The organism is Pseudomonadota bacterium (assembly GCA_013285465.1).
Classification (GTDB): Bacteria; Pseudomonadota; Alphaproteobacteria; order Micavibrionales; family CSBR16-224; genus CSBR16-224.
The window spans coordinates 1174018-1200430 of sequence record CP053449.1; the positions used below are offsets into that span (position 1 = coordinate 1174018).

At 52.4% G+C, this 26413-nt stretch carries 23 protein-coding genes and 1 tRNA gene; 10 read left to right on the plus strand and 14 right to left on the minus strand.

Annotated elements, in window-relative coordinates:
* Positions 1-4: 4 nt before the first annotated feature.
* Positions 5-853 carry an SEL1-like repeat protein gene (locus HND56_05715; GenBank protein ID QKK05214.1) on the plus strand — a complete coding sequence of 283 codons (849 nt, stop codon included), beginning with the start codon at positions 5-7 and terminating at the stop codon, positions 851-853.
* A gap of 26 nt (positions 854-879) precedes the next feature.
* On the opposite strand, the gene clpA is transcribed toward HND56_05715, so the two are convergent.
* Together clpA and clpS are read right to left on the minus strand one after the other, a co-directional pair.
* Positions 880-3201 carry an ATP-dependent Clp protease ATP-binding subunit ClpA gene (gene clpA / locus HND56_05720; protein ID QKK05215.1) on the minus strand — a complete coding sequence of 774 codons (2322 nt, stop codon included), beginning with the start codon at positions 3199-3201 and terminating at the stop codon, positions 880-882.
* A gap of 18 nt (positions 3202-3219) precedes the next feature.
* Positions 3220-3579 (minus strand): ATP-dependent Clp protease adapter ClpS, encoded by a 360-nt coding sequence (gene clpS / locus HND56_05725; GenBank protein QKK05216.1) that lies wholly within the window; start codon positions 3577-3579, stop codon positions 3220-3222.
* Between the two features lie 182 nt (positions 3580-3761).
* Between clpS and HND56_05730 the strand changes: the two genes are divergently transcribed.
* Both HND56_05730 and HND56_05735 read left to right on the plus strand, forming a co-directional pair.
* The gene (locus tag HND56_05730; GenBank protein QKK05217.1) at positions 3762-4400 is read left to right on the plus strand and encodes a hypothetical protein; all 639 of its coding nucleotides are present in this window, start codon (positions 3762-3764) and stop codon (positions 4398-4400) included.
* A 121-nt stretch (positions 4401-4521) separates the two neighbouring features.
* On the plus strand, positions 4522-9345 hold the full coding sequence (locus HND56_05735) for an NAD-glutamate dehydrogenase (GenBank protein ID QKK05218.1): 4824 nt from the start codon (positions 4522-4524) through the stop codon (positions 9343-9345).
* A gap of 88 nt (positions 9346-9433) precedes the next feature.
* On the opposite strand, the gene HND56_05740 is transcribed toward HND56_05735, so the two are convergent.
* From HND56_05740 to HND56_05755, 4 genes are all read right to left on the minus strand, one after another.
* On the minus strand, positions 9434-10663 hold the full coding sequence (locus HND56_05740; GenBank protein QKK05219.1) for an NADP-dependent isocitrate dehydrogenase: 1230 nt from the start codon (positions 10661-10663) through the stop codon (positions 9434-9436).
* 108 nt (positions 10664-10771) lie between these two features.
* Positions 10772-11347, minus strand: a complete 576-nt coding sequence (locus tag HND56_05745; GenBank protein QKK05220.1) for a sel1 repeat family protein — start codon at positions 11345-11347, stop codon at positions 10772-10774.
* Positions 11344-11685, minus strand: coding sequence for a DUF2794 domain-containing protein (locus HND56_05750; protein QKK05221.1), 342 nt, complete (start codon positions 11683-11685; stop codon positions 11344-11346). The genes HND56_05745 and HND56_05750 overlap by 4 nt, the downstream gene beginning before the upstream one ends.
* An 83-nt stretch (positions 11686-11768) precedes the next feature.
* The gene (locus HND56_05755; protein QKK05222.1) at positions 11769-12344 is read right to left on the minus strand and encodes a hypothetical protein; all 576 of its coding nucleotides are present in this window, start codon (positions 12342-12344) and stop codon (positions 11769-11771) included.
* A 125-nt stretch (positions 12345-12469) separates the two neighbouring features.
* On the opposite strand from HND56_05755, the gene HND56_05760 reads away from it, so the two are divergent.
* From HND56_05760 to HND56_05770, 3 genes are all read left to right on the plus strand, one after another.
* Entirely contained in the window at positions 12470-13039 is a 570-nt protein-coding gene (locus HND56_05760; GenBank protein ID QKK05223.1) for a thioredoxin family protein, read from the plus strand.
* 93 nt (positions 13040-13132) lie between these two features.
* Positions 13133-13207, plus strand: a tRNA-His gene (locus HND56_05765).
* Positions 13208-13301: 94 nt separating this feature from the next.
* Complete coding sequence (locus tag HND56_05770) at positions 13302-14150, plus strand: hypothetical protein (protein ID QKK05224.1); 849 nt, start codon at positions 13302-13304, stop codon at positions 14148-14150.
* Between the two features lie 28 nt (positions 14151-14178).
* Here HND56_05770 and HND56_05775 read toward each other — a convergent pair whose 3' ends face one another.
* Both HND56_05775 and HND56_05780 read right to left on the minus strand, forming a co-directional pair.
* Positions 14179-14877 carry a hypothetical protein gene (locus tag HND56_05775; GenBank protein ID QKK05225.1) on the minus strand — a complete coding sequence of 233 codons (699 nt, stop codon included), beginning with the start codon at positions 14875-14877 and terminating at the stop codon, positions 14179-14181.
* A 71-nt stretch (positions 14878-14948) separates the two neighbouring features.
* The gene (locus tag HND56_05780) at positions 14949-15593 is read right to left on the minus strand and encodes an SOS response-associated peptidase (protein ID QKK06571.1); all 645 of its coding nucleotides are present in this window, start codon (positions 15591-15593) and stop codon (positions 14949-14951) included.
* 225 nt (positions 15594-15818) lie between these two features.
* Between HND56_05780 and HND56_05785 the strand changes: the two genes are divergently transcribed.
* Positions 15819-16178 carry a hypothetical protein gene (locus tag HND56_05785; GenBank protein QKK05226.1) on the plus strand — a complete coding sequence of 120 codons (360 nt, stop codon included), beginning with the start codon at positions 15819-15821 and terminating at the stop codon, positions 16176-16178.
* An 11-nt stretch (positions 16179-16189) separates the two neighbouring features.
* On the opposite strand, the gene HND56_05790 is transcribed toward HND56_05785, so the two are convergent.
* Complete coding sequence (locus tag HND56_05790) at positions 16190-16744, minus strand: hypothetical protein (protein ID QKK05227.1); 555 nt, start codon at positions 16742-16744, stop codon at positions 16190-16192.
* Between the two features lie 94 nt (positions 16745-16838).
* Positions 16839-17528 (minus strand): hypothetical protein, encoded by a 690-nt coding sequence (locus HND56_05795; GenBank protein ID QKK05228.1) that lies wholly within the window; start codon positions 17526-17528, stop codon positions 16839-16841.
* A 261-nt stretch (positions 17529-17789) separates the two neighbouring features.
* On the opposite strand from HND56_05795, the gene HND56_05800 reads away from it, so the two are divergent.
* The 3 genes from HND56_05800 (at position 17790) to HND56_05810 (ending at position 21725) form a co-directional block, all read left to right on the plus strand.
* Positions 17790-19565, plus strand: a complete 1776-nt coding sequence (locus HND56_05800) for a bifunctional diguanylate cyclase/phosphodiesterase (GenBank protein ID QKK05229.1) — start codon at positions 17790-17792, stop codon at positions 19563-19565.
* A gap of 417 nt (positions 19566-19982) precedes the next feature.
* Positions 19983-20747 (plus strand): electron transfer flavoprotein subunit beta/FixA family protein, encoded by a 765-nt coding sequence (locus HND56_05805; protein QKK05230.1) that lies wholly within the window; start codon positions 19983-19985, stop codon positions 20745-20747.
* Positions 20748-20762: 15 nt separating this feature from the next.
* The gene (locus HND56_05810) at positions 20763-21725 is read left to right on the plus strand and encodes an electron transfer flavoprotein subunit alpha/FixB family protein (protein QKK05231.1); all 963 of its coding nucleotides are present in this window, start codon (positions 20763-20765) and stop codon (positions 21723-21725) included.
* 50 nt (positions 21726-21775) lie between these two features.
* Here the strand turns inward: HND56_05810 and HND56_05815 are convergent, their stop codons facing one another.
* The 4 genes from HND56_05815 to HND56_05830 are packed head-to-tail and all read right to left on the minus strand — an operon-like array spanning position 21776 to position 26310.
* Positions 21776-22633 carry a hypothetical protein gene (locus HND56_05815; GenBank protein QKK05232.1) on the minus strand — a complete coding sequence of 286 codons (858 nt, stop codon included), beginning with the start codon at positions 22631-22633 and terminating at the stop codon, positions 21776-21778.
* 3 nt (positions 22634-22636) lie between these two features.
* The gene (locus HND56_05820) at positions 22637-23131 is read right to left on the minus strand and encodes a hypothetical protein (protein QKK06572.1); all 495 of its coding nucleotides are present in this window, start codon (positions 23129-23131) and stop codon (positions 22637-22639) included.
* A gap of 7 nt (positions 23132-23138) precedes the next feature.
* Positions 23139-23633, minus strand: coding sequence for a hypothetical protein (locus HND56_05825; protein ID QKK05233.1), 495 nt, complete (start codon positions 23631-23633; stop codon positions 23139-23141).
* A gap of 1 nt (position 23634) precedes the next feature.
* Positions 23635-26310, minus strand: coding sequence for a valine--tRNA ligase (locus tag HND56_05830; protein ID QKK06573.1), 2676 nt, complete (start codon positions 26308-26310; stop codon positions 23635-23637).
* Between the last annotated feature and the right edge of the window lie 103 nt (positions 26311-26413).

Here is a 26413-nt window from a genome sequence, read left to right on the forward strand (position 1 = left end):
ACAGATGTTCAAATATTTCTGTATTGCTGTTCTGGCTTGTGCCCTGTTTATCTGCCCCGAGGCGGCGCGGGCGGATGACACGGATTTACAGCAATTAAGGCAGGATGCCCGCACCGGTTCTTCAACCGCGCAATATCTGCTGGGGATGAAATATCTGGAAGGCGACGGCGTCGCGCAGGACCCCGCGGCAGCAAGTCAATGGCTAACGGAGGCGGCAAGCCGCGGGCATGAAGAAGCCTTGAAGATGCTGTCAGACATACCTTTTCATGAAACGAATGATATAAATCTTTTGCAGCGATTGGCGAATGGCGGCAATCCCGATGCACAGATGCGTTTAGGTGAAATCTATTACAAGGGTGAAGGCGTCGCACAGGATTTGGTGGCGGCCTATATGTGGTTTGCGCTGGCGGCGATGCAGCTACCAAGCGGCGAGGCAAAGAATAACGCAATTATCGCACGTGTACGAGTTTCCGCTAGTCTGACGGAAGAGCAGTTGTTTGAAGGCAAAAAACGTGTCGGCGCGTGGCGTAAAAGTTCTGATCAGCCAATTTCCGTAACGCCTGTGCAGGCAGCGTATAATGATGATTTTCAAAAATATCAGAATGCTGCGCAGCGCGGCGATGCGGCGGCGCAGCTTGCGCTAGCGAAAATGTATTTCAATGGTATAGGGATAGAGCAAGACCTCATTGAGGGTTATAAATGGATTCATCTGTCACTTATGCCCCCCGGCTTGTCCGGCAAGGAGCGCGGTAAAGCCTCAGTATTGCAGAGAAAATGGCAATATCGCATGAGTATGGAAGACATACGCGCGGCGGAACAACGTGCTGTGGATTTGCATAAGGGCATCAGATAAAAGCAACAGGACGAAAGTGCCGCTCTTTACGCTTCTTCTTTCTTACCGCGCTTTTTCGGCTGTTTTTTCTGCTTGGCAGGCGGCGATGGTTTTTTCGCACTTTCGTAGTGAAAGCTTAACGCATCATCCTCTACCGAAACCTGCACGCTGCCGCCTTTTTCAAGCTTGCCGAACAGGATTTCATCCGCCAGCGGCTCTTTCAAATGTTTCTGGATTTTACGGGCGAGGGGGCGTGCGCCCATAGCAGGGTCAAATCCCTGCTTGCCCAGCCAGCGCCGCGCCTTTTGATCCAGTTCGATAATGACATTGCGGTCAGCCAGTTGCGCTTCCAGCTCCATCACGAATTTATCGACAATCCGGTCAAGAACTTCAGGCGACAGGCTGTTAAAGGGTACAATCGCATCCAGACGGTTGCGGAATTCGGGGGTGAACATGCGCTCGATGGCTTCGCTATCTTCACCGATACGGTTTTCGCGCTCAAAGCCAACGGCAGGGCGGGCGATTTCCGCCGCGCCCGCATTACTGGTCATGATCAGAATGACATTGCGGAAATCAATGGTTTTGCCGTTATTATCGGTCAGCTTGCCGTAATCCATCACCTGCAGCAAAATATTGAACAGATCGGGATGCGCCTTTTCAATCTCGTCCAGCAGCAGCACGCAATGCGGGTTCTGGTCAACCGCGTCGGTCATCAACCCGCCTTGGTCAAAACCGACATAGCCGGGCGGTGCACCAATCAGGCGGGAAACGGCATGCGCCTCCATATATTCCGACATGTCAAAGCGCTTGAGTTCAATGCCGAGACCGCGTGCGAGCTGCCGCGCCACTTCGGTTTTACCGACACCGGTCGGACCGGTGAACAGATAACAGCCGACAGGTTTTTCCGGCTCACGCAATCCGGCGCGGGACAGCTTAATCGCACTGGCCAGCGTATGGATGGCTTCATCCTGCCCGAAGACCATATTTTTCAGGTCGCGTTCAAGATTGCCCAACACCTGACGGTCATCGGAACTGATGGTGCGCGCCGGAATGCGGGCGATTTTTGCGACAATATCTTCAATTTCCGGCACATCAATGATTTTCTTGCGCTTGTCTTCGGGGCGCAGTTTTTGCGCCGCACCGGATTCATCCAGTACGTCAATGGCCTTATCGGGCAGTTTGCGGTCATTGATATAGCGGATGCTAAGATCAACAGCCGCCTTGATGGCCTCATCCGTATAGGTGATGCCGTGATGTTCCTCGTAATATTTGCGTAACCCGCGCAGAATTTTGATTGTGTCACCGGCAGAGGGTTCACGCACATCGATTTTCTGGAAGCGGCGGACAAGGGCGCGGTCTTTTTCAAAATGGTTGCGGTATTCCTTATAGGTGGTGGAACCGATGCAACGCAGCTCACCTTGCGCCAGAGAGGGTTTGAGCAGGTTGCTGGCGTCCATCGCCCCGCTGGAGCTTGCGCCCGCGCCGATGACGGTATGGATCTCATCAATAAACAGGATGGCGTTGTCCTGCTGTTTGATGGCGGAAATCACGGCTTTTAAGCGTTCCTCGAAATCGCCGCGGTAACGTGTCCCGGCCAGCAATGCGCCCATATCCAGCGCAAAAATCGTGGCATCTTTCAGCACTTCGGGTACATTGCCTTCGGTGATATGTAGGGCAAGGCCTTCGGCAATCGCGGTTTTACCGACGCCGGGGTCGCCGACATAAAGCGGATTGTTTTTGGTGCGGCGGCAAAGAACCTGAATAGTGCGTTCCAATTCGTCTTCGCGCCCGATCAGCGGATCAATTTTGCCATCCGACGCTTTTTTGTTCAGATTGACGCAATAGGCGTTCAATGCTTCGCGGCCTTTCTTCACCTCGGCATCTTCTTCGGCCTCGGCATCCGTTCCCAGAACGGGGCGGTCCTCGCCATAGCCGGGGACTTTCGCAATGCCGTGCGAGATATAATTGATGGCGTCAAAACGCGTCATTTCGCGCGCGGCCAGAAAATAAACGGCATGACTGTCCTGTTCGGAAAACAGGGCGACCAGCACATTGGCACCTGTGACTTCTTCGCGTCCTGCTGATTGCACATGGATGGCGGCGCGTTGCAAGACGCGCTGGAAACTGTTGGTCGGGCGGGCTTCCTGTTGGTCGGGGCGGATCAGCGTGGTCAATTCTTCATCCAGATAGATGGTGACATCTTCGGCAAGTCCGGGGACATCGACACCGCAGGCGCGCAGCACGGCAACGGCATCAGGGTCTTCGGTCAAGGCCAGCAGCAAATGTTCCAGCGTCACCAGCTCATGGCGGCGGGAGCCTGCATGGTTCAAAGCGCGGTGCAATGTCTGTTCCAGATGTGCTGATAACATGGCTTTAATCCTTTTTCCTTAGTCTTTTTCCATCGTGCATTGTAGCGGATGTTCGTGCTTTTTGGCAAAACCCATCACTTGTCCGACCTTCGTTTCCGCGACCTCATAGGTGTAAACGCCGCATAATCCGACGCCTTTGCGGTGGACGGTCATCATAATTTCGACCGCTTCATTTTCATCCTTGCCGAAAAAACGCTCCAGAACCGTGACGACAAAATCCATCGGCGTGTAATCATCATTCAGCAGCAGCACTTTATACATTGACGGTTTTTGCAGCTTGGGTTTGACGCGCGTCAACACGCCCGATTCTTCACGGTGGTCGGGGCGGCCCGCACCGTCTTTTTTGTCGCCCATGCGTATGTGGTGTCGTGTTCTCATGTCGTCAACAATCTTGAAAGGCAGGACAGTTTGAAACTGCTTTTTTTATTATACACGGTTTTTACGTGGGGGAAAACCGGACAAAGCGGCAGACCCCGCAATATTTTTCTGCGGGGCTGTTTTAAAATGTGAAAACGGGTTACGATGATATGTTGCAATCGTGACAGTACCGGAAGGTCGAAATGCCGTATCATGTTCGTTTCTCTTATTTTCTGATGATGTTTTTGCTGCTGTCCTGCCTTGGCGTATCCGTGGCGGCGGCCTGTATTTGCGCCCGCGGCTCTTTCAAAACCCGCTGGCAGGAGGCGGATGTGATTTTCCGCGGCACGGTGAAAGAAATCGCAATTGATCACCCGCGTTACTTGAATGTTTATGATGACAAACCGGTTGCCGTCACTTTTGATGTCACCGGATATTTCAAAGGCGGCAACGGCAAAATGACGGAATTTCCTCTGGATAATGCGGCACCGGCGCAGGACGGCGAACAGGTGGAGGCAACAGGCCGTCATATCGTTCCCGAAGAGGATGAAGACAAAACATTCACTATGCATACAAGCCTGCAGAATGTGACCTGTATGGGATATCCGTTCAAGGAGGGGGAAGACTATCTGGTCTTCGCCTATCTGCGCAAGGAAGGCTCGGGAAACCGCTGGTCACTATATCATTATCCGGCAGGCAGCTACGGGGCGGGCGGGCTTTGCGGCGGCACCGTACCTTATGACACAGCGGAGGCGCGGCGCGACCTGAAAGATATCTATAAAGTTCTGGGCAGCACCGGAAGCCGTCGCGGCGGATTGATTAAATTTCCCCTTAATGACTAGGTCAAAAATGCTGCAGTACAGCAACGAAAAACTGCGGAAACGGATATCACTGCCTTGGAAATCGTGCTAGTAATAAAACGGTCTTGCGTTGCAATCCGAATAGTCGAAAAGGAGGCGCGGCATGTCCCAAGCGCAGAAAAAAACAAAGGCAGCAGCCATGAATAAAAAGAAATCCCCCGCAAAACCTGCAGACAGCTTTTTCAGTCATTTCAAAAAACATGTGTCGACAAGCGATTGGCTCAGAATCGGCGATGCGGATATGGGCAAGCTGATCAAGAATCTCTATGGCTGGGTTGAAAAGCGGCAGGCCAAGCATCACAAAATCCGCGTCTATAATGTCGATGAAAAAATCCATGGCTGGCAATGCAATAATACGGTGATTGAAATCATCAATGATGATATGCCTTTCCTGATTGACTCGGTTGCGTCAGAGCTGGGGCATCAGAATTTTCAGATTGCCTATCTGTTTCACCCGGTGCTGGCGATTGACCGCAAAAAAAGCGGTTTGGTCGAAAAGGTCGGGAATAATATTGAAGAAGCGCGTTTGCGCGGCGGGCTGGAATCCGTCATTCATATTCAACTGGAACAATTTCTGCCGGCCAGTGCCTGCGCGCATCTGGAAAAACAGCTCTCCGGCATTCTGGATGATGTCCGGCTTGCGACAACGGATTGGAAGCTGATGCTGGCGCGTCTGCGTGACGTCATCAATACGATTGACATCAAGCAGGCTGACGGCGGCGAACATGAACACAATATCGAGGCCATCGATTTCCTCGAATATGTGTATAAAAACAATTTCACCCTGCTGGGCTATCGTGAATACCAGTTTGCCGCCGGCAAAAAAAGCGGCGATGTCGATGTGCGTATTGCCAAAGACAGTGCGCTGGGGCTGTTGCGCGAGGGGCATTATCCTTTTGATGTGGCGCTGAAGAAACGCGAATATGAGCAGATGCAGCAAGATGAGAATACGGTCGTCGTCAGTAAATGGATTGACCAGTATTCGACAGTGCACCGGCGCGTTCCCTTTGATGTCATCAATGTAAAAGTTGTCGATAACAAAGGCCGCGTCATCGGGCAGCATGTTTTTATCGGCTTATTCACCTCCAGCACTTATTCCTGCCGGACACTGGAAGTGCCGCTTGTCCGCAAAAAAGTGCGTGAAACGCTGGCGCTGGCGAAATTCGGCAGCGACTCCCATGACCGCAAGGCGCTGGAACATATTTTGGAGAAATATCCGCGGGACGAGCTGTTTCAGGTTTCCGTCGCGGAATTGACAAAAACCAGTATCGGGATTCTCGATTTGCAGGAACGGCAGCGCGTGGCTCTGTTTGCGCGTAAAGACCCGCTGGAACGCTATGTGTCCTGCCTTGTCTATATTCCGCGCGATATTTATGATACGCGCTTTCGCCGCAGTATCGAAACCGTGCTGGAAGCACGTTTGCAAGGTGTTTGCACAAATTATCACATTACGCTGGATGACAGCCCGCTGGCGCGCGGCCTGTTCACCATTTTGACGGATCCGGAACAGCTGACGAAATTTGACGCGGAAGCCGTTGAACAGGAGCTGATCGAGATCGGCCAAAGCTGGCAGGAAAAGCTCGGTCAAGAGCTGATCAACCGCTACGGCAAGAAAACAGGCGCTGTTTATGCCCATAGCTATGCCGAGGCCTTTCCTCCGGCCTATCAGGATAATTACGGCATCATCGGTGCGGTGAAGGATATTCCGCGGATCGAAACCCTGCTTGAGCAGAAAGATCTGGAGATCGCCGTTGATCTTTATCAGGATAAAACCAGCGCCGGTGACGGCACCTATCACTTGAAAATCTATCACCAGAGCCATCCGGTGCGCCTGTCCGATATTATGACGGCACTGGAAAATATGGGGCTGGATGCGATTTCGGAAATGCCGTTCAAGGTACGCCCGGGGCGCGGCACGAAAGAGCCGGTCTGGGTCCATGATTTTCTGGTCTCGCCGCGACACAGAGTCAGTTTTGAACTGGAGGAAATCAAGGAAGTCTTTGAAAAAGCCTTTTTGCGCATCTGGGACGAAGTTGCGGAAAATGACGCGCTGAACGAACTGGTTCTGCAGGCGGGTCTGAACTGGCGCGAAGTCCTGATTGTGCGCAGCTATACCAGCTATTTGAAACAGGCACGCTTTGCCTATAGCCGCCGCTATCTGGAAACGGTGCTGACGGAACATGCCGAAGCCGTGCGTGATCTGGTCGGTTTGTATAAGGCGCTGCATAATCCGAAACTGGCGGCAAAGAAACGCGCTGCGGAGGCCGATAAATTCCGCGGAAAGCTGGAAGCCAGACTCAATGACGTCACAAAACTGGACCATGACCGTATTCTGCGCGCCTATTGGACACTGGTCGAAAAGACCTTGCGCACCAATTACTACCAGCGCGATGAAAACGGCAAAATTCGTCCCTGTTTGTCGGTAAAGCTGGACAGCAAGAATATTGATTTTGTGCCGCGTCCGCGTCCGCATGTCGAAATTTTTGTCTATTCCGCGCGGGTCGAGGCCGTGCATCTGCGCGGCGGTAAAATCGCCCGCGGCGGTATCCGCTGGTCCGACCGCCATGATGATTTCCGTACCGAAATTCTGGGGCTGATGAAGGCGCAGATGGTCAAGAACGCGGTTATCGTTCCCGTCGGGGCAAAGGGCGGCTTTATCGTCAAAAACCCGCCGACCGAAGGCGGGCGCGATGCGTTTCTTGCCGAAGGAATCGCCTGTTACCAGCTTTTTGTGCAATCGCTGCTGGATCTGACGGATAATAATAATTTGGGTAAAATCGAACCGCCGGCAAATACCGTGCGCTATGATGATGACGACCCCTATCTGGTTGTTGCGGCGGATAAGGGAACGGCGACCTTTTCGGATATCGCGAATAAATTATCGACCAAGGCCGGGTTCTGGCTGGATGACGCTTTCGCTTCCGGCGGCTCTGCCGGATATGACCATAAAGTCATGGGGATTACCGCCCGCGGTGCATGGGAATCCGTGAAACGCCATTTCCGTGAAATGGGCAAAGATATCCAGAAAGAGGATTTCACAGCCATCGGCGTCGGTGATATGGGCGGCGATGTGTTCGGCAACGGCATGCTGCTGTCCAAACATACCCGTCTGGTCGGGGCCTTCAACCATCTTCATATTTTCTGCGACCCCGATCCTGATGCGGCGGCCAGCTTTAAAGAACGTCAGCGACTGTTCAAGGCGCGCGGCGGCTGGGATCAATATGATAAAAGCAAGATATCGAAAGGCGGTGCCGTTTACTTACGTTCGGAGAAATCTCTGACCCTGACGCCGGAAATCAAAGCCTGTTTCGATATCCGCAAGGATAAAGTCACACCGGACGAGTTGATGCATGCGATGCTGAAAACCGATGTCGAGCTGTTATGGTTCGGCGGTATCGGTACCTTTGTCAAAAGCGCGGCGGAAAGTCATGCCGATGCGGATGACCGCAGCAATGATGCGGTGCGTGTCAACGGGCGTGAAATCCGCGCGGCAGTCATCGGTGAAGGTGCTAATCTGGGCATGACACAGGATGCGCGCGTGGAATATGCGCATTATGGCGGCCGTTTGAACACCGATTTTATTGATAATTCCGCCGGTGTGGACTGTTCGGATCACGAGGTCAATATCAAAATTCTGCTGAATGCGGTGGAACGCAATACAAAACACAAAATGAGCCGCGCCAAGCGCAACACATTGCTGGAGAAAATGACCGATGAAGTCGGCAGTCTGGTGCTGGACGATAATTACCAGCAAAATCAGGCGCTCTCGATGGCGGAATACCGCGCTGCCGGTCAGCTGTCGCTTTACGGAGCCTTGCTGCGTGATTTTGAAAAACAGGGCGTTTTTGACCGCAAACTGGAACATCTGCCGGATGAGGAAACCATCGGCCGCATGTTGCAGGATAACCGCGGCTTGACGCGGCCGGAACTTTCGGTCGTGCTGTCCTATACGAAAATCGTGCTGTTCCAGAATTTGCTGGAGTCCGACCTGCCGGATGAAAAAGGTATGGAAGATTGGCTGGATATCTATTTCCCGAAACCTCTGGAAAAATACCGCACGGAAATTCTAAACCACGGGCTGCGCCGCGAAATTATCGCGACCATGCTGGCAAATGCGCTGGTCAACCGTATGGGGCCGGTCTTTATCAAATCGCGTGAAGCCAAAACAGGGGCGGGGCAGGTGGCCATCGTCAAGGCTTTCCTGATTATGATGCGGGCCTTTGATGTGCCGAAACTATGGGATGCGATCGAGGCGCTGGATAATAAAGTGCCGAGCAAAGTGCAGATTTCAGCCTTGAGCGAAATCTACATATTGCTGAAACATACCATTACCTGGCTGTTGCGGCGTCCGCGCCCGATGGGCTCCGTGACGGAGGAGGTGGCGCAATTGTCAAAAGGCATCACGGAAATTTCCGGCGTGGTGCGTGACCTGATCCCGCATTATGTGCGTGACCGTGTCGAAGCACGCCGCGAAAGCCTGAAAGAGCAGGGCATGCCCGACAAGCTGGCAACGGATATTGCAAGTATCCGCCTGCTGGATGCCGCGCCTGATATCATCAATATCGATCAGTCCTGCAAGGGCAGCTTAAAAGCGATCGCCGGCGTTTATTTCGATGTCGGACAGGTTCTGCGCCTTGACTGGCTGCGTCAGCAATGTCTGTCCCTGAAAACGGAAAATCATTGGCAGGCACGTGCTTTGAGCGGCATGGTCGATGAATTTTACAAATATCAGGCGCTGTTGACGGAAAAAATCGCGACCGAATACGGCTGTTCGGGACGAAAGGGCGATCTGGGCAAATGGCAGCAGGATCATGAAGAAAAATTGCAGAATATTGAACATCTGGTCTCGGAAATTGACCGCTCCCCGGCGATTGATATCCCGATGCTGATGCTGGCGGCGCAGGCCGTGCGGCAGTTTACGGAATAGGATCTGCAAATTTATCATGCATAAATAAAGGAAAGGCGGTCTGCATAGACCGCCTTTCTTGTCATACGGGCCGCTTACGGCTTGGGCTTTAAGCGGCTTTAGCCTTTCCCATGGCGGCTTCCAGATTTTCAGTCAGTTTTGCCATGAATTCCTGTGTCGTCAGCCATTTTTGGTCATGTCCGACCAGCAGGGCAAGGTCTTTTGTCATGTGACCGTTTTCAACGGTCTCGACGCAGACGCGCTCCAGCGTTTCGGCGAATTCAATCACTTCCGGCGTTCCGTCGAACTGACCGCGATAACGCAGACCTTGCGTCCATGCAAAGATCGAGGCGATCGGGTTTGTCGAGGTCGGCTTGCCGTCCTGATGCAGGCGGTAATGGCGCGTCACCGTACCATGTGCGGCTTCGGCTTCGACGGTTTTCCCGTCGGGCGTCAGCAGAACCGAGGTCATCAGGCCGAGAGAGCCGAAACCCTGTGCAACAACATCCGACTGCACGTCACCGTCATAGTTTTTACAAGCCCAGACAAAGCCGCCTTCCCATTTGATCGCGCAGGCGACCATATCGTCAATCAGGCGGTGTTCATAAGTCAGATCACGCTTGTCGAATTCCGCTTTGAATTCCGCGTCGAAAACTTCCTGGAACAGATCCTTGAAACGGCCGTCATAGGTTTTCAGGATCGTATTCTTTGTGGAAAGATAAACGGGATAGCCGCGCTGCAAACCGTAGTTAAAGCAGGCACGGGCAAAGCCGCGGATGGAGTCGTCAAGGTTATACATACCCATGGCGATACCGGGGCCTGTGAAATCGAAAATTTCATGGACTTCCGGTGCGCCGCCGTCTTCCGGTTGGAAGGTCAGGGTCAATTTGCCTTTGCCCGGTACTTTGATATCCGTGGCGCGGTACTGGTCACCGAAAGCGTGACGGCCGATAACAATCGGTTGCGTCCAGCCGGGAACATAGCGCGGAATGTTGGAGCAGATAATCGGCTCGCGGAAAACCGTGCCGCCCAGAATGTTACGGATTGTGCCGTTGGGCGATTTCCACATTTTCTTCAATCCGAATTCCTCAACGCGGGCTTCATCGGGGGTGATGGTTGCGCATTTAACGCCGACGCCGTGTTCTTTGATGGCATTGGCGGCATCAATCGTGATCTGGTCATCGGTTTCATCGCGTTTTTCGATGCCGAGATCAAAATATTTCAGATCAACATCAAGATAGGGAAGGATCAGCGTGTCTTTGATCATCTTCCAGATAATGCGGGTCATTTCATCGCCGTCGATTTCGACGATCGGATTTTTGACTTTGATTTTGCTCATGGCGGTTGCTCCTTGTTTCCAGTGTTCCTGTGATCTTTAAATGCACGGGCAGTATAGCAAAACAGGGCGCTGCTGCAATCATTTATTGGCGTTTGCGGGGAGGAGAGCTTAGTGGTTATAGCGCCGCTTTTTCTGCACGGTGGCGGTTTTGCCGCGCCACCAGTCTTTGCCGTTTTTTGCCGCAAGGCGGATATCATCGCGGGACAAAGCTTTTTTACCGTTTTTCAAATCATCCATGCGGGCGCGCATAAAGTTGCGGAGTTCCTTGTCTTTGCGGGTCGCACGGTCTTCACCCAGGCTGTACCATTGATAGGCCGCAACGCGGTCGCCGCGCTTTACCGCCAGCGCCGCCAGACGCAAATAGCTGTGAATATAGCCGGAACGGGCGCTTGCTTCAAACCAGCGCGCCGCTTCTTTTAAATCCTTGGCAAAGCCGCCTTTGCCTTTGCTGTACAGATCACCCAGAATAAATTGCGCACGGGCATCGCCATCCTGTTCCGCCATATCCATCAGCACGGCAAGCGGGTGGTCGGCATCCTCATAAAGCGGTTTGTAAACAGGGTCGGGATAAACCGGAATCTTTGTCGGTTTTTTATAGCTTTTATCCGCAGCAAAGGCCTGTGCAGGCAGGCACAGCAAGGCCGCAATCAGGAGAAACAGACAATGACGGAATAGCTTGCTCATTTCTTTTTTTCTTTGTCTTTCTCGTGGAAAACAGTCAGGGCTTCCATCAGGCTGTTGCTCTGGATCAGGGTTTTATTCTCCGTGGAAACGGAAAATTTCGCCTGTTTTTTGTGATTGCGCGGCACGGTTTTGGCAACGACAAAGGCGGGTTTTTCATTGCTGCTGCGAAAGATCGAAAACATCGCCGTGTCATAAGTGGAATCCAGCGCGTAATCGCGCCATTCGCCCCGCTGCACGCGCAAGCCGTAGATGGACAGAATTTGGCTAAGCTCATGTTTGTTAAAGGTGACTTTTTGCCCCGGATACCAGCGCCCGTAAAGACTGAAAAACTGTGCCATTCTATTCGTATTCGTTTCTTGTGTCCGTTAACACGCCCTTTAAGCCGCCATTCTAGAACGGTTTGCGGAAAAATGGAAATATTTTAGCGTTTGAAACCGCTGCCGCCCTGCTTTTTCTTGGGCGCGGCGGGGTACAGATCGGGGCTTTCGGAGATTTTTTTACAGCTGTTATAGACAATCTCGGCACGTTTGAAATGGTCGCGTGTTCCGGTCATTTCGGCCAGATCAAGGATGGCGTCATTCAGTTCTTCAAGCGGCATTTCCCCGTTTCCGACCTGCGCCTCGTAAATATTGCACAGCAGCAGGATGACCTGATTGGTCTGGATAACCATTTTTGCCATTTCCACGCCGGCTTTTGTGCCGGGCTTGAACATGTCATTGGCGTTTTTGGTCAGTCCGGCATCAATGGCGGGCTTCATCGCCTCGATATAGGGTTCCAGAACATTTTTGGTGGCAAAGGCGACGCTTTGCAGCAGACAGCGGTAGAAGGTCGTCTGCTCTTCCTCATTCAGCGTGCTGCGCACATCCTCAAACAATTTGTCCAGCAGGTCCTGATTCCAGTCTTTATTCTTTTGTCCGAATTCCTTCCATGACGGAATTTTTGCAAGTTTTTCCTGCAATTCTTCGGGCAAAGCTGTCAGACCGTGTTTGAAATCCATGCGCGTTTTCCTTATTAATTTAACTATCTATAGTAAGTGGCTGCGGCGGCTTGTCAAGCTGGTATTTCCGCACAGGATGGGGTAGACTGACCGCAGCAAAAATAAGAAGAAAAGGAAACAGCACCATGGCTCTGACACACACACCGCTTTGCGATACCTCTTTTAGCGCACCCGATTTTTCCCTGAAAGGCGTCGACGGCAAAGCCTACACGCTGGAGGATGTAAAAGGCGAAAACGGTACACTGGTCATGTTCATCTGCAATCACTGCCCTTATGTGAAGGCGATCATCACCCAGCTGGTGCAGGATGCGAAAGCATTGCAGGAAAACGGTATCGGTGTGATTGCGATCATGCCCAATGATACGGCGAATTACCCTGATGACAGTTTTGAAAATATGCAGATTTTCGCCAAGGAAAACGGCTTTACCTTCCCTTATGTCATTGATGAAAAGCAGGATGTCGCCCATGCCTATCATGCGGTCTGCACGCCTGATTTCTTCGGCTTTAACAAAGATCTGGAGCTGCATTACCGCGGACGTCTGGATGATGTCACACCCTCCCGCGCCGCAACGGCGGAGACGAAGCGCGAACTTCTGGACGGCATGCTGAAAATTGCCGAAACGGGGCAGGGACCGGAACATCAGACGGCCTCGATGGGCTGCTCCATCAAATGGCGGAATGAAGATGCGGCCTGATCCGCGGCAAGGCAGGGCAGGCTGAATTTTTCAGCATGTTCCGCTTGACCTTGCAGGGCATTTCGGTTTATAGAATAGGGTCTTAAAATTGTGGCGGCTGTAGCTCAGGGGTAGAGCACTCGGTTGTGGTCCGAGATGTCGCGGGTTCAAACCCCGTCAGTCGCCCCATTTTCCCTTTTATCCTTTTCACTTTACGCATTAGCGAAGTCTTAACCCGCTATATGTATATTTTTATATGAACATATATAGCGGAGAAAAGGTGATGGCGGATTTAGGCAAAAGTTTTCAGCACGAGCGTAACAGCCTGAAAGTCTACGGCTCCCCCGGCAACCAGTACGGTGACACGATGGTCGGCGGCGAGGATGTCAAAAAAATCAATCAAATGCTGCAAGATGCCTTTGCCGCCGGACAGGCGGGGGGGGGCGAAGCGCTGGTGCAAATCGGCACCCATAAAGGACGGAATATCTTTGAACAAAAGGCGGCTGACCAGATACGTATCAGCCTTGATGATGATGGCAACGCCTATGTGAAGCTGATTATACGCCAGCTTGATCCGGGGCTTGGCTTGCTGGCGCTGGCGGGCGGCTTTAAAGATCAGGGCGAAACGGATCAACAGGCGGCAGACCGTGAGGAAATGGAAGAGGCATCAGGCGCAACCGGCACGCTTGTGTCATCCTATCAGATAGACCGCCGTCCGGTTGCGGGTGATGTGCGCGTCTGGGGCGGGCCGGATCGTGCGGACGGCGTCAAAAACGGTGATGTTATTGCCATGTCGACAACGGCGATGGTGCCGGTGGTGCGTAATGCGCATCTGTGTGATGTGCAGGCGGGGGATGATGCCACAAATGCGGGCTGGGTCAAATTATCCGATCTGACGGATGCCAATGTGTTCGGCATTAAAGGACATGCGGAAATGCTGGAACAGGCGGCAGGGCTTGCGGGGCTTGCGGAACAGCTGCCGCAATCTTTTTCATCGTCGTTACAGGCACGAAATAAGGATATTCTGGTCGGCACTTCGGAAGAGCGGCAGGCGGCGGATCGTTTGATACAATCCTCCCATCAGCCCCCGTCACACAAACAGACTGCGCAAAAACCGCGATTGAAAAAATAATCAGGCTATATTGCCACGGGAGGCGGCGTTAATGCGGCATCTTCGGAGTCGGTTTTTCACCTGCCCAGCGCTGCAGATTTTTGCGGCCTGCGCCGATTAACATCAGCAGCAGAAAAGTGCCTGTAAAGCCTGCCCCTGCGGTATTAAAAATAGTCTGCCTGTCACCGGGCTTCTCATTGGACAGGTGGATGATATCGCGTGCAGTGGTGCGGTCATCAACCTGATGCAACACGCGGGCGCTCATTTCATCCAGATCGGCATAATCCGGCTCGTTGAGGCCGGTAAAGGCTTCAAATTCACCGATACGGCTTTCAAATTCCTGTACCAGATCAAATTTCTGCTGTTCGCTCAGGCGCTTGTCAACAATGACGGATTCCCCGAAACGGTGACTTAAATGCAGGAATTCTTCGGAGTCTTTGGTATTGGCGGCGCTCTCCGTGACATCCTCCCCGCCATAGACCAGAATTTCCTTTAAGCCTGTGGGCGTGTTCAATCCGGTATTCTTTTCGCCATATGAGGATAAAATGTCGAGGGCGGAGCCGTAATCATGCAGCGCGGTTTCCGCGCCCGGCTTCGCCGTGTCGTCCATCGGCAGGCTTTCGGCGATCATTATGCCCGGCACAAGAGCGACGATTCCGATAATGGTGCTCGCCATGGCGGCACCGCCTATGCTTTCCGGGTCAAGGGCGAGTACAGCCTTGCTGAATTTCTGCTTGAATTGTCCCATAATCCGTTACCTCCGCCATGGTCGTTTATAGCGACATAAATTAACATAATAATATGGTTTTGTCAATGGAGCTACAGGGCGGGGGCAAGTAATGCCGCGTCATTATTCGCGGGGCTGTTAACGCGCTTGCTGACGGGATAGGCTTCCAGCCAGTCATCAGGGCAGGGCTTGAGCAGCTTGGTCTCGCCGCTTTCCAGCCATGCGGCATAATCAGCCTTGTCCAGAATAACGGGCATACGGGCATGAACCGGTTTCACGGTATCATTGGCATCGGTTGTGATAATGGTAAAGCTGTGCAGCCTGTCTTCGCCCCATTCCTCCCATAGCCCTGCAAAGCCCAGTGGCTCATGATCATGGCGGCGGATATTGAAAGGCTGTTTGCCGCTTGCCTGTTTTTGCCATTCGTAAAAACCGTCTGCGGGGATGATGCAGCGGCGGTATTTCAAGGCACCGCGGAATGACGGCTTTTCCGCCAGCGTTTCCGCACGGGCATTTATCAGCTTATTGCCGATTTCAATATCTTTCGCCCAAAAGGGAACCAGCCCCCAGCGCATCAGGGTCAATTCGTTCCGTCCCTTGGCTTTCGAAAAACGCACAACCGGCGCATATTGCGTCGGCGCGATATTGTAGCTGGGCGGAAAATTAAACCGCTCCATGACGCCGAACACGTCACGCAGTTTTTCAATCGGGGAATTTTGGCTGTATCGTCCGCACATGCGGGCATTATATTGGCCTGCGGCGCATTTTGCCATATAGAAATTGTTGGAATATCAATGCCCTGCGGCGTATTTGGTTTGAAATTCCTTTTTCGATAGGTGGGAGGCAATGTGGTTAATATATTGTTTAATAATTGTTTTTTCTCAAAGTATTGACATATATCTTAAGCTGATGTATTGTCTTTTATCCGATCAGGATAGAGAAATGCTGAAGCGAGGCAGGTTATGACGGCAGAGAAAATGAATGAATATTTGCTGGAGCTGAATGTTCCCCCGCAACCGCAGCAATTTGTTGTGCTGAATGATGAGTCAAAAAGCGATGCCCTGCTGCGCGATCAGGAAAGACGCGACCTCTATGCCAGTACGATGATGATAAAAACCACTGATTGGGTTATCAAAAGCGGATTGACGGACTCCTTTCAAAGGGCTTCCGTTGCCACGATGCCGCAGCCAGGTCGGGCATGGCTGGTCATCGAATGTACAGAAGCATTGCAGCAAAAACTGTGCGCTGTCTTTCCGCGCAATATCAAAAAATCTGTAAAGCTGGGGCGTGCTGCGTCTGCGCAGCCTGGAAACACGCTCTAAAAGCGGTTCTCTTATTCCACAATCCGCGCTGTGCCGCAAAAGTCTTTGGCATTCGGGTCGTATTGCACCTGCACGGCATCACCGACCTTATAAGTCGCCCGTAGCCCCATATATTGATGGAAATAGCAGTTTTTATTCTGCTCGGGCACATGGAATTCCGTGCGGGCATAGAGATTCTTGCGTGCGGAACCGTTGGACATGATATCGTGCCGCGGCGCAATCGCCGTCACGCGGCCGGTGATAAAGCGCAGTTTCGGATTGTTCTCATGCGGTGCGACAGGTAAATCATACGGGTTGCGCGGATTGGCGACTACAAGCGTGTCTTTCTTGTACGGCTGTGTTTGCATTTGCCTGTCTTTGACGGACGGTTTGTGGAAATTCTTGATGATGCCGGCTGGAATTTTCTGCTGCGGCGTGTCGTCAAAATGGTTCACGACAATTTTGTAAGCATAAAAGCCGCCGGCAATCAGTACGGCGAAAAACAAAACCGCAACAAAGACAACTTTGCGGACATAGTTTTTTGCCTGTTGTTCGGATAAGGGGGTGAAGCTGGTGTTCTGGGTCATGGTCTTTCCAGATGTATAAATACGACCTTATCAGTCTATAGGCTTCCGCCCCTGCGGTGCAATAGTCTTTTCAAACAGATGCGGTGGGCAGCTATTAGCGACGGGGGCGGCTGACTGTCTGCGGCGGGGCGCGTTTGCGTGTTTCTTCGCGCAGATCCAGATGGGATGTGCCGTTTATCATGGCCTCATTGATGGCTGCCATAAAGATATTGGTATCCATATCCAGCCACCATCGCGTCCGCTCCGGCGCGCCCGCTACGTCAACGGGCTGATGCAGCGTGACGCAGGTCGTGTTCTTTGCGCTGACCGAGGCATTGGTGCGGGAGATATTGCTCCATAAAACCGTCACAGGGCAGTATTTTGCCGTCGGATTTTCATCCAGACGGTGATGAGCGAAAAATGTAATTTTCAAATCCGGATTTTCGGGAATGTTTTGGTTGCTGTCTTTTCGGGCGGGCAGGGTGGCGGTAAAAGCGGCTTTCAAATCGCTCTCCTGCGCCTCGTCGATTCCTGTCACATCCGTTAAATCAAGCTGGTTTGCGGCATTGCCGCGCCCGTGAAAACGGCGGCGCAGCTCTTTCAGCGGCAGATTGACCGGGATTTGCTTGTCATTATCCAAAAGAAGGGCAGACCGGTTTTCAGAGATTTCCAGCAACCCGTCAACTTTGCTTGCGCGAAATTCGTAATGACGCGTATCACCTGCGGCACCGCTGACGGGAATACGGACGGCAATCCATTTTTCGCCGCTGTTGCCAAGATATTGAATACGTGATTTTTCCGTCATTTATGCGTGCCTTTAGCTGCTCGGAGCAATTTATTTTCAGCAGAAGGGCTCTGTTTTAACACGAAAATATGAGATATGTCAATAATTATGCAAATTTGTATAAAATTTTATGTAAATTTTCATAAATTGGTAACATTTGTCATATATCATTGTTAAAGACGGTGCGAAATTGCGCGAAAAAAGCGGGTGACAGTCGTTATTCAGCCAAAGCTGCGGTTTCCGGACAATAATAAAAAAAAGACTGCAAAAGGGGAGAGCGGCATGTTCGAGGACGACAAAGACAAGAACGCCACCGATCAGGCAAAGAAAACAACCTTAGATTATGAAACGATTCAAAAATTTCTGCGCGATATGGGGGAGGCCGCTTATCACTGGGACGCAAAACAGGACAGCCTTTCCTGGATCAGCAGTGAATGTAAAGATTTCCGCTTTGCTGACGGCATTGCCGATATGAATGCTTTCCAAAAACAGCTGAACCCGCAGGATGCCGCAGGACGGCAGGCTTTTATCCATGAATTGTCACAGGCGGAGCCGGGCACGAAGCGTGATATGTCCTATCGCGTCAACGCGGCGGATGGCCGTGTTTTTGAAGTGCGCGAAACCGCAACATCTGCGCGTGACGGGGATGGCGGCTGCTATATTTACGGTCGTATTCAACCGCATAAACAGGTCGAAAGCTTTGAAAAGGATAAGCTGACCGGGCTGTATATGCGTCAATGGTTTCTGCACCGCATCACGGCAGAAAGCGCCGATGCCGCAGCAGCAGGGAAAGACGCCGCAGGCCATGTGCTGGCAATCGGTATTGACCGTCTGGCCATGTATAACGAGGCATTCGGCGCACATGTCACGGATGAGATCATTCGCGGTGTTGCGGAACGGCTGGGCAGCTTCTTTAAAGGGCGGCGCATATTGGCGCGTGTCTCCGGTGATATTTTCGGTGTGGCCTTGCCTTGTGCGAATGCCGAACAGGTGTCATCAATTGTGGCACAGCTTTTGGCATCTTTCCGCAGTATTCCGGTCGAAACGGCGGAGGGGCGTGTGCATGTCACGATCTCGGCCGGGGGCGCAGCTTATAACGACGCAGAAGATTTGACGCGGGCCAAAGATTTGATGGTGCAGGCGGAAACCGCATTGCAAGAGGCAAAACGCGGCGGCCGCGGTCGTTATATGAGCTATATCGTCAATGACAAGCAACGCGAACAGTTCCGCACATGGCTGAAAACAAGCGATACGCTGCTGACGGCGCTGGGCGGTAACCGCCTTGTGCTGGCTTTCCAGCCGATTATCGCCGCGAAAACCGGACAGGTGAAATTCTATGAAACGCTGGTGCGGATGGTAGATGCCGACGGCAAGCTGGTGGCGGCAGGGGAATTCATGCCGGTTGTGGAACAGATGGGGATTGCGCGTCTGGTCGATCAGTGCATTTCGAAAATGGCGCTGGAGGAATTGAAAACCTATCCGGATCTGACCCTGTCGATCAATATCTCGGCATGGACACTGGACGAGCCGACATGGCTGCGCTATCTGCTGAAAACGCTCAGGGAAACGCCGGAAATCGCCGAACGCCTGATCGTGGAAATTACCGAAACAGTGGCGCTGAGTGATATGAGCCGCGCCCGTTCTTTCGTCCGCACATTACAGGCGCTGGGCGCGCGCGTCGCGTTGGATGATTTTGGTACGGGGAACACTTCTTTCCGTCAAATCAAGGAGTTGGGCGTCGATATTGTGAAAATAGATAAATCATTTGTCCGCCGCATGGCGACGACTTACGATAACCGTCTTTTTGTACAAACATTGCAAAAGCTGGCTGAGGGGTGCAGCGTGGAAACCGTCGGTGAAGGGGCGGAAACGGCACAAGAGGTCGAAATGCTGCAAAAAGACGGCATCACCTATATTCAGGGCTATGCCTACGGCTTCCCCTCTGTCGAGAGGCTTTGGCTGGGGCAGGATGATCATGCGCGTTTACCGGAGAATGTCCGCGCCTTGCAGGCGGGGGAGAAAAAGCGGGAACAACCCTCATCAGCCGGAGCAGGATAAGCAGCGCATAAAATCAATAAAACTCAATAGGATTGGCCTGAATGTTGAATCATTTTAAGTGATTCGCATGCCAAAACCCCTCTTTTTTCTGCGGAAAAGATTATGACAGTGTTTTTTCTCAAAATTATCTCTAAGAAGTGATATTGTAAGCTATTGATTTTAAAGAGAAAGAAGTGAATCCATATTTTTTGCTTTTTAGGGCTGGACATTTTCATTTTGGCGATGCAAACTCGATTCGCTAGTGGATTTATCTGCTAGCGTCTCCCAAGTACTTCGCTTCGATGTATCTGTCTGCCCCGGTAATGTTTCATTACCGGGGCTTTTTTTCTTTGCCTGCCCCCGCAAATTTGCTAGATTTGCGGGAGTTCTGAAGGAAGAAAACAGGAATAGCAAAACTGACAGGAAGAGGCAAGCTTCATGAAACTACTCGTCCCCGTAAAACGCGTCATTGACGCCTATGTGAAACCCCGCGTCAAAAGCGACCAAACCGGCGTTGAGCTGACCAATGTCAAAATGGACATTAACCCGTTCTGCGAAATCGCGGTGGAAGAAGCCGTGCGCATGAAGGAAAAAGGTATCGCAACGGAAATCGTGGTCGTCAGCATCGGGGAGCCGAAATGCGAGGAAACCCTGCGCAAGGCACTGGCCATCGGCGCGGACCGCGCCATTCTGGTGGAAACAGGCGGGCAGGAGGCGGAGCCGCTGGCTGTTGCCAAAATTCTGAAAGCCCTTGTTGAAAAAGACTCCATTGATACGGTCATCCTCGGCAAACAGTCGATTGACGGTGATAACAACCAGACGGGCCAAATGCTGGCCGCATTGCTGGGATGGGGGCAGGGTACATTCGCCTCTGCTGTTGAAAAAGACGGTGATGCGCTGAAAGTCACGCGCGAGGTTGACGGCGGTCTGGAAACCCTGTCGGTCAAACTGCCGGCGGTTGTCACAACGGATCTGCGCTTGAACGAGCCGCGCTACGTCAAACTCCCCAATATCATGCAGGCCAAGAAAAAGCCGCTGGATAAAATCGCCGTAAGCGATCTGGGCGTTGATTTAACGCCGCGCGTGACGGTTCTGAAAGTCACCGAACCGCCGCAGCGTACAGGCGGTGATCTGCTGGAAGGCTCTGCCGCCGAACTGGTCGGACAGATGATGGAAAAAGTTGGAAACCGCCTTGCGGGTTAAAGGAGATAGAAGAAAATGAGCATTCTCGTTATTGCGGAACATGATAACCAAACAGTAAAAAGCGCGACCCTGCACACGGTCACGGCAGCAGCAAAGCTGGGCGGTGATGTGCATGTGCTGGTTGCGGGCAAGGATTGCGGTGCGGCGGCGGATGCGGCGGCGAAAATCGCAGGCGTTGCCAAAGTGCTGAAAGCCGATGATGCCTCGCTGGAACACCAGCTGGCGGAAAATATCGCGCCGCTGATTGTCGCGCTTGCGGGCGGCTACAGCCATATTCTGGCGGCGGCGACGACCTTCGGCAAAAACCTGCTGCCGCGTGCGGCGGCTTTGCTGGACACGCAGATGATCTCCGACATTTCCGACATCGTCAGCGCCGATACCTTCGTGCGCCCGATCTATGCGGGGAACGCGCTTGCCACCGTGCAAACGGGTGAGGCACTGAAAATTCTGACCGTGCGTACCACAGGCTTTGAGGCCGCCGCAGAGGAAGGCGGCAGCGCCGCAGTGGAAGATGCCGCAGGCGCGGCGGAAAGCGGTCTGACAGGTTTTGTCACGCGTGAACTGACGGTCTCCGAACGTCCCGAGCTGGGCGATGCCCGCATCGTTGTCTCCGGCGGGCGCGGTCTTGGCAGTCAGGAAGAATTCGAACGCCTGATCCCGCCGCTGGCGGATAAGCTGGGCGCGGCAATCGGTGCATCACGCGCCGCGGTCGATGCGGGCTGGGTACCGAATGATTATCAGGTCGGTCAAACAGGCAAACAGGTTGCGCCCGAGATTTATATCGCCATCGGTATTTCCGGTGCAATCCAGCATCTGGCAGGCATGAAGGATTCCAAAGTCATTATCGCCATCAACAAAGACGCCGAAGCGCCGATTTTCAAAATCGCCGATATCGGCCTTGTCGGTGACCTACAGGAAATCCTCCCCGAGCTGATGAAAGTCCTCGACGGCACCAACGGCCTGCAAAAAACCGCGTGATTTGTTTGGAAGGGGGGCGTGAGGGCAAGGGGTTTTATTGTCCCTTGTGATTAGTTGATATATCCGGTTTTTGCCATTTCGGCGTAGCGCATGACTCGCGGGTCAATATTTCCTGCTCTTTTGATAAAGTTCTCAATGATCTCGGCGGCGTGTGGCCAGTTATAGACCGCATGTCCTAAGCCGTGCAAGCCGCTCTCTATGCAGGCAATATTATTTAAGGTTAGGGCATATTCCATCACATCTGTAACGGCGGGATAAAAGATTTCTCGGTTTGGGTCATCTGCTGGATAATAGCTCAGTGTTGTTACATCCCACCACATATAGCAGAAATCATTTAGTTTGTTACCTGTCTCCGATAAATACCCCAGAACAGGTTGGCAACGCAGTTCTAGGCAGTCTCTATAAAGATATTTCATAGACTTTATGGCTTGTAATCTTGTTTTTACAGGGGCTTCGCTGACCTCTATGGCATACGCAATATTCGAGCATGATGGGCTATAAATGTAATCTAAGCCCATACCTAACTGCCAGTCTGTGTAGTATTTGGTAATTTCCGGTAGTTCGTGATTAAGCTTTATAATAAATTCCGGTATTAGTTTCTCGGGAATATCCAGAGGTTCTTGGTCGATTGCAAAGCGCCAATCACCATCTTCCTCGGGATGATCAAAGAGCGATACAATCCATTGCTCAAATAAGTTTTTGTCAAGGGATATAGATGTAATAGCGGATTGAACGTCGTCCAGCAACTCTTGCCAAGATTTCTGCCCCCGCTTGGCCATTTTTTTAGAGCTGCTTGTATAGATGCTGTCCATGCGCATAGCTATATAAGATTCTGCCCATTGAAGCTCGTCAGCGTCTCGGGTTTCAATGGCGTTTTCTATTCGCTTGATTTCTTTGACGCGGCTCATGATTCACGCCGCATCAAGCCGTCCGGTTTGAACAAAAACGCGCACCGCTTCAATCAGCGCGACTTTGTCCGGCACTTGGCGCACGCCGTAACGCGCGCCGGTAATATCGACATTGCCCTTGCGCCAAAAGCCGTCAGGGCAGCAAACCAGCAGTTTTTCAGGGGCGCTTTTCGCATAAAGGCCGAATTCCAGCAGGGAAATCGGCGATTTCGTATCGGGCTGTAGATAGAGCAGGATCAGATCGGCATGTTCCAATGCCTGCAGCTCCCATTCCACTTGCTCGCGGAAATGCGGGTTGTCGATTGTCTGTTCCCAGCTGGCATCCCAGCCTTTGCGGCGCGGGTTCAGCAGCAGCACATTCTCGCCCTGCATGGCGGCGGCCATTTCATCCTGCCAGCGTTCGGCCTTGCCCATTTCGATGGAACCGCCCAGAAACACCGCAGGACGATCAGCGGAGAGATGCGCACTGTAATCTTCGGGGGCTTTAACGTGGATCATGCTCACTTTATTGCCCCGCAACGCCTTCCAGAACATCAAGGATAATATCCGTGGCCGCATCAACCAGCACAACATCATCACCGGCCAGAATACGCTTCAAACCCTTGCGCAGGGGGAGGCGGCTTTCAAGATCATCGGGCAGGTCGCGTTTTTCCAGCCCCGGCGGCAATTTGCCGTTTTTCTCAAGTTGCATCGCCAGCCCGGGCGGAAGCTTGTCTTTTTTCGCAAGGCCGGGCGGCATGGATTTGCCGTTTTTCTTCCCCTTGCCGTTTCCTTTGCCGTGTTTTTCGCTGTCGGTGCTGCGGCGGGCTTTGTAATAATCGCCGATCAGCACTTTTTCCGCCTCGGTAAAGACGCGCTCCAGCACGGCTTCCGTTGTGTTTTCGGCTGTGCGTTTCTTCCAGATAATATCCGACAGTTTAATGCCGTCTGCCGCCTGTACGGGGGAGGCTGTCAAAACCGCCAGAACAACTGCGGCGGAAAAGGTCAAAAAATGTTTCATGTTATGCTGCTCCTAATTGTTTCAGGGCCAGCATCAGCTTTTCATGCGCATCTTCGGCCTCGGCTTGGCGGGATTTTTGCTCGGCAACGACTTCTTCCGGCGCTTTCTGAAGAAAGTTTTCGTTCGAGAGTTTTTTCTTTATTTTCCCGATCTCTGCTTCGACTTTCTCAATCTCTTTCTTGAGGCGTGCGCGCTCCTGATCCATATCAATCACATCGGCCAGCGGCAGAATGATGGTCGCTTCATCCACCACATCCTGAATGCTGCCTTGCGGCGCGTCACCGTCATGTGGCGTAATGCTTTCCAGACGCGCCAAACGCTTGATGATGTCCAGATGCGCGTCCAGACGCTTCAAGTTTTCGTCAGATGCTCCGCGCAGCAGCATATGGATAAACGCCCCCGGCGGCACATTCATATCACCGCGCACACGGCGGACGGTGGTAATCAAACGGATCACCCAATCCATATCGTCAATCGCCTTGCGGTCGATCGCGCTGTCGTCAAATTCCGGCCATGATGCCGTCAGCAACCATTCCTGCTTATCCGTTGCATCGGGGTTTTTGCCGTGCAGATGCGCGTGCAGTTCTTCGGAAATAAAGGGCATCACGGGGTTCAGCATCAAAATCAGCTGGTCAAACACCCATGCGGCAGTGGCGCGGGTTTCGGCTTTTGCGGCCTCGTCATCGCCTTGCAGCAGCGGTTTCGACATTTCCACATACCAGTCACAGAAAGTGCCCCATGCGAAATGATACAGATGGTTGGCCGCTTCGTTGAATTTATAGGCATCCAGCGCTTCGGCGGTTTTTTGGCTCAGCAAGGCAAGCTCGCTGACAATCCAGCGATTGACGGCATGGCTGACCTTTGCCGGATCAAAATCCGCAACGGGTTTACAATCATTCATTTCACAGTAACGGGCGACATTCCACAGCTTTGTGGCAAAGTTGCGGTAACCTTCCACGCGACCCGGTGCCAGTTTGATATCGCGCCCCTGCGCGGCCAGCGCGGTGAGGGTAAAGCGCAGCGCATCCGCGCCGTATTCGTCAATCACATCCAGCGGGTCAACGATATTGCCCTTGGTTTTTGACATTTTCTGCCCGTGTTCGTCACGGACGAGGGCATGAATATAAACTTTGCGGAAGGGAACATCTCCCATGAAATGCAGCCCCATCATCATCATACGGGCAACCCAGAAGAAGATGATGTCAAAACCTGTAATCAGCGTATCGGCGGGATAGTAACGCCCCAGCTCTTTCGTCTGTTCCGGCCAGCCAAGGGTAGAGAAGGGCCACAGAGCGGAAGAAAACCACGTATCCAGTACGTCTTCATCCTGCGTCAGCGTCACATCATCCTTGCCGTAATGTTTGCGCGCCTGTGCATAGGCATCTTCCTCGTCCTCGGCAACGAAAACCTGTCCGTCATCCGCATACCACGCCGGAATCCGGTGTCCCCACCACAGCTGGCGCGAAATACACCAGGGCTGGATATTGCGCATCCATTCAAAATAGGTTTTTTCCCAGTTTTTCGGCACAAATTCCGTGCGTCCGTCTTCAACGGCTTCAATCGCGGGTTTGGCGAGCGTGGCGGCATCACAATACCATTGATCGGTCAGCCACGGCTCCAAGACCGTTTGCTTGCTTTTCTCGTCATAGGGGACGGAATGGGTAATCTCGGTAATTTCGCCCAACAACCCGAGCTTCTCGAATTCTTCGATGATTTTCTTGCGGGCGTCAAAGCGATCCATGCCCTGATATTCCGCAGGCGCGTTTTCATTGATTTTCGCATCGGCATCCAGAATATTGATCAGCTCCAGATCATGCCGCCGCCCGACTTCAAAATCATTGAAATCATGGGCGGGGGTAATCTTCACCGCACCGGTACCCTGTTCGGGGTCGGCATAATCATCGGCGACAATCGGAATCTCGCGTCCGACAAGCGGCAGGGTCACGGTTTTGCCGATCAAATCCTTATAGCGTTCATCTTCGGGGTGAACGGCAACGGCGCTATCGCCCAGCATGGTTTCAGGGCGGGTCGTGCCGACCTCGATAAATTTTGACGGGTCATCTGTCAGTGGATATTTCAAATTCCACATATGACCCTGTTTCTCCAGCATGCTGACTTCCAGATCGGAAACGGCGGTGTGCAGCTTCGGATCCCAGTTCACAAGGCGCTTATCCTTGTAGATCAAACCTTCTTTATACAGCTGGACAAACACCTTTTTTACGGCATCGGACAGCCCGTCATCCATCGTAAAGCGCTCGCGCTCCCAATCGGGGGAGGCACCAAGACGGCGCAGCTGCGTGGTGATGGTATTGCCGGATTGCTCCTTCCATTCCCAGACTTTTTCAAGGAATTTCTCGCGTCCCAACTCCTGACGTTTAATACCTTCTTTGTTCAATTCACGCTCGACAACCATTTGCGTGGCGATACCGGCATGGTCGGTGCCCGGCTGCCACAGCGTGTCATCGCCGCGCATACGGCGGTAACGCGTCAGAATGTCCTGCAAGGTCATGGTCAAAGCATGGCCCATATGCAGACTGCCGGTCACGTTCGGCGGCGGCATCGGAATGGTATAGGCCGTGCGGTTGCTATCCACATTCGCCGCAAACACACCGCTGTCTTCCCAGCGTTTGTAATGTTTATCTTCAACGGATTTCGGTTCGAATGTTTTATCCAGCATTGTTTTTGTCTGTCCCATTATTTTGTGTTTGTGCCTTTGATACGATATGAAATATGCCCTATTTTCCTTGCGTAATAAAGGTTTTTTGGCAAGAATAGCGGGC